This window comes from Arenibacter sp. F20364 (assembly GCF_023015905.1).
In the GTDB taxonomy this organism is placed as follows: Bacteria; Bacteroidota; Bacteroidia; order Flavobacteriales; family Flavobacteriaceae; genus Arenibacter.
The window spans coordinates 1-4,638 of the sequence record NZ_JALKBD010000074.1 but is presented as its reverse complement, the minus strand read 5'-3'; the positions used below and the strand labels follow the sequence as shown (position 1 = coordinate 4,638).

The window sequence follows — 4,638 nt, the reverse complement described above, 5'->3', positions numbered from 1 at the left end:
TTTCCTTGCATACATTAAGTTACGAAATCGACCTCTTTTTAATATTAAGCCAATATTAATTTTTCATAACTTGTGCAACAGGCACAATGGCTATACGTAATGCGGGCGAAAGTGCTAATATGAAAGTAATTACATTAAATAAACTAACAGCTAAACGGAAAGTAAAGTGCCTTGAAATCCCGCACTACGCATAGCCTAGACCGTTGGGCTTAATATTGAAAAACCAAATATGACGACAGAAATAATACTACTCATAATACTGATAATCTTACTTGCAGTAAATCTGATTGTAACTTTAGTCAAAAAGATAAAACTTGATTTTGACATTGAAGGGAATTTTAATGAAACCAAAAATTCATTAGTCAAATTTGATTCAACTTTGGAAAGAACCGACAAGTCAATGAAAGATGAATTTCAGAGAAATAGAGAAGAAACAAGCTCATTATCAAAAAACCAAAGAGAAGAATTATCAAAATCTTTAGACAGTTTTAAAGAAGGTTTTGACACAAATACAAAAAGATTAAATGATTTACTAAAAGATAGATTTGACAGTTTTAGCAAACAACAAACTGAAATAAATAAAGAATCAGAAAAAAGAATAAAAGAAGTAAAAGAAACTGTTGAAAATCAGCTTAAGGAAATCAGAGAGGATAATACAAAACAACTGAATGAGGTTAGAAAAACAGTTGATGAAAAATTACAAAAAACACTAAATGAACGTTTAACTCAATCCTTTGAAACAGTTGGAAAACAATTGAAATCAGTTCAAGAAGGTTTGGGAGAAATGAAGAATTTAGCTACTGATGTTGGTGGCTTAAAAAAAGTTCTCAGTAACGTCAAAATGCGTGGTGGAATTGGAGAAGTTCAACTTGCAATGCTATTGGAACAAATACTTGCACCTGAGCAGTACGAAGCTAATGTTAAAACAAAAAAAGGTAGTTCAGCTACAGTTGAATTTGCTATTAAACTACCAGGAAAAAATGATGATAACTCTGTAGTTTGGCTTCCAGTTGATGCTAAGTTCCCAAAAGATGTTTACGAAAAACTTCAAGTAGCTTATGATGATGGCGATTTAGATAAAATTCAATTCGCTCAAAAAGAACTAGACAACACCATTAAAAAAATGGCTAAAGATATAAGCGAGAAATATATTGACCCACCAAATACGACTGATTTTGGAATAATGTTTTTACCGTTCGAAGGCATTTATGCTGAAGTTGTAAGAAAAGCATCTTTACTTGAAACTTTACAAAAAGATTATAAGATAATTGTAACAGGTCCAACAACATTAGCTGCCATTTTGAATAGTTTACAAATGGGCTTCAAAACCTTAGCTATTCAAAAGAGAAGTGGCGAAGTTTGGCAAGTTTTAGGAGCCGTTAAAAAGGAATTTGAAAACTTTGGAGGAATGATGCAAAAAGCTCAAAAAAATATCCAAACAGGATTGAATCAACTAGATGATGTAATGGGTAAAAGAACAAGAGCTATTCAAAGAAAATTAAAAAACGTTGAAACACTAGACGAGGGACAAGCGAAAGCAATATTACCTGAAATAACAGATAATTTATTAGACTTAGAAGAAGATAATGGATAGTATTCAGAAGCTAAAAGAAAATTTGAACGAACAACAGTTGAAAGCTGTAACAGAAACCGAAGGTTTTGTCAGAGTAATCGCAGGTGCAGGTTCGGGAAAAACAAAAGCTCTGACTCAAAGATATGCCTACATTGTTGAAGCGTTAGGAATTAATTCTTCTAATATCCTCTGTGTGACCTTTACCAACAAGGCTGCACAAGAAATGCGAAAAAGAGTAAAACGTTTAGTTGGAGAAAATTCAGATTTAAGTTACATAACCACTTATCACGGATTTTGTGTTCGAGTATTAAGAGAGGACATAAACAAAATCAAATACCCAAAAAACTTTATAATTATGGACGTTGAAGACCAAAAAACTGTTCTTCGACAAGTTTATAATGAATTGGGTCTAACATCAAAAGTATTCACTTTTAAACAAGTTTTAAGATATATAAGTAAACAAAAAACTTCACAGGAATATCTACAATACATCCTTGAATCAAAGAAAAAAGAAACTGATAATGAAATAGAAAAAGTCTTTATTAGGTATTTAGAAAAGCAACAAAGAAATTTCGCTTTAGACTTTGATGATTTACTCAATTTTGCTCTTTACATATTTGTTAATAATCCTGATGTTCTTGAAAAGTGGCAAAAGAGACTACACTACATACAAGTTGACGAAACTCAAGATAGTTCGCAAAAACAATTTATGCTAATTGAGATGCTTTCTCAGTTCCATAAAAATCTTTTCGTTGTTGGCGACCCAGACCAAACCATTTATGAATGGAGAGGAGCAAAACCTGAAATTTTGGTTGATTTTGACAAACAATTTATTGATTCAAAAACGATAATTATGAATCAAAATTATCGTTCAACACCGAATATTTTAAGTCTCGGCAATCACATAATTAAAAACAACAAAATTCGAGTAGACAAGGATATGTTTACTCAAAATCCCGAAGGTGTTGAGGTTGTTCATTTTCACGGAGAGAATGATTACGAAGAAGGGTTATGGGTTGCAAATGAAATCAAAAGACTTGTAAATGATGAAAATTGTAAATATTCAGATTTTGCAATTCTATATAGAGCAAATCATATTTCACGTAGTATTGAACAATCGTTAATCAGAGAAAATATTCCTTATTCAGTTTTTGGAGGTATTCGATTCTTTGAGCGTAAAGAAATTAAAGATGTCTTAGCATATTTACGATTGATTGAATTTGAAGATGATTTTTCCTTCTTGAGAGTTGTAAATACACCAAGCAGAGGTTTAGGAAAAAAATTCATTGAAAATGTCGCAAAAATTGCTGAAAAAGAAAGCATTTCCCTTTATTCAGCTTTACAACAAAACATAACGCAAAAAGATTTAAGTCGTAAAGGAGCGGTTGAATTTATTGAACTTATAGAAAAGTATAAAAAATCAAAAGCAGATTTAATTATTTCGGATTTAGTAAAAGAAATAATGGACGAAAGCGGTTTATCTGCTTATTACAGGACTGATGGAGACACAGATAGATTAGATAATATCAAAGAACTTCAGAACTCTATAATTTTATTAGAAACCCAAGATGAAGAACCAATAAACCTTACTGAATATTTGCAAGAAATTGCTCTATACACAGATATGGATATTGAAGATGATAGAAATGACCGAATTAAATTAATGACTATTCACACTTCCAAAGGTTTAGAGTTTCCTTACGTTTTTCTTTGTGGCTTCACAGAAGGTGTATTACCAAGTGCAATGTCAATTAAAGAAAGAAGAGCAAAAGCAATTGAAGAAGAAAGACGTTTAACTTATGTTGCAATTACAAGAGCAGAAAAAGCATTTTATATGACTGAATCAGAAGGATTCAATTTCAGTACAGGTTTAAATAAGTATCCTTCTCGTTTTTTATTTGAAATAAGCGACAATTATTTTGTGCGAAAAGGAGAATTAAGTCAAGAAATCATAAATGAAGCTAAAGAACAACTTAAACTTGATGCAAGTCGACAATTAATTCAAAAGAAATTTGACGTTGGAGATTTGGTAAATCACTTGATTTGGAAACAAGGTAAAGTAATTGAGGTAAATGAAGAAAAAGGAGAATATCAAATCGAGTTTATCGAAACAGGAAAAACTAAACCAATAAATTTTGAATTTAGAGGTTTAACAAAAATCGAAAAACCAACTGAACTCAAAGAAGAAGAAAAGATTGAAAAATCTAAATCAGATGATGATTCGAATTCATTTGCAGAAAACGAAATTCAAATTAAAGAAAGCAATAAAACAGAAATAGTTATAAATAAAAGCGAAAAGAAACCAGAAAAAAATAAGGAGATTAAATTAGATAAGAAAATCCAAGCAAAAATCAAACGATTTGCGAAAAAGGAATACCCTGATGATAAGGAAATGAGAGATTATGTATACAAAAATCAAGTTGAAGCATTTTTGTATATGACAGCCGTAACAGATAATGAATTAGAGGAATTTGCAATAAAACAATACAAAAATGATTATTGTATGCAACAACATATCTATGATAAAAATGTAGTTGCTAAAAAATATATGGCTTCTGTTAAAGATTCAGAAATTGAGATTTTAGCAAAAAAGGATTATCCTCTCGATTACGAAATGCAACAATATGTTTATGACAAACAACTTGATGCAAAACAAAAAATGTCAAAATTTGAAGATAGTCATATTAGAAAAAAAGCTATTGCAGAATATCCTAATGACTATGAAATGCAAGTTTATTCTTATGAAAAATTCATATCTGAAAGAAAAGAAAAAAAAGATACTAGTAAAGAGCTAATTGATTTTGAACAAAAGAAAAAAGAAGCCCGAAAAAGAATAGCTGATTTAAAAGAAGAAAAGGCAGAACTTGAGAAAATAAAAGTCGAAAATTCTAAATCGGAACTTTTATCTGAACCAAAAAAATCGGACAAAGAAATAGCTAAAGAACAAGAAACTGAGGAAAAAATACTAAGCCCAATAACTAAGACTTCGTGTGGTCGGTACGGCCAAACATGAAGACCGTGTTGACTGAACCGGGTCCTGTTTTCCCTTACTATGGGGATTGCTA

The 4,638-nt window shown here is 30.7% G+C and carries 2 protein-coding genes; both read left to right on the top strand.

Annotated features, from left to right (window positions below; translation table 11 throughout):
* Positions 1 to 229: 229 nt before the first annotated feature.
* Positions 230 to 1,594: a DNA recombination protein RmuC gene (gene rmuC, locus MWU84_RS23550; protein WP_246906455.1), complete on the top strand. Its 1,365-nt coding sequence runs from the start codon at positions 230 to 232 to the stop codon at positions 1,592 to 1,594.
* Positions 1,587 to 4,586, top strand: a complete 3,000-nt coding sequence (locus MWU84_RS23545; RefSeq protein WP_246906454.1) for a UvrD-helicase domain-containing protein — start codon at positions 1,587 to 1,589, stop codon at positions 4,584 to 4,586. The genes rmuC and MWU84_RS23545 overlap by 8 nt, the downstream gene beginning before the upstream one ends.
* The last annotated feature ends 52 nt before the right edge of the window (positions 4,587 to 4,638 follow it).

Coding starts and splice junctions, on each gene's coding strand:
- rmuC (WP_246906455.1), top strand. CDS start 230: ATGACGACAGAAATAATACTACTCATAATACTGATAATCTTACTTGCA.
- MWU84_RS23545 (WP_246906454.1), top strand. CDS start 1,587: ATGGATAGTATTCAGAAGCTAAAAGAAAATTTGAACGAACAACAGTTG.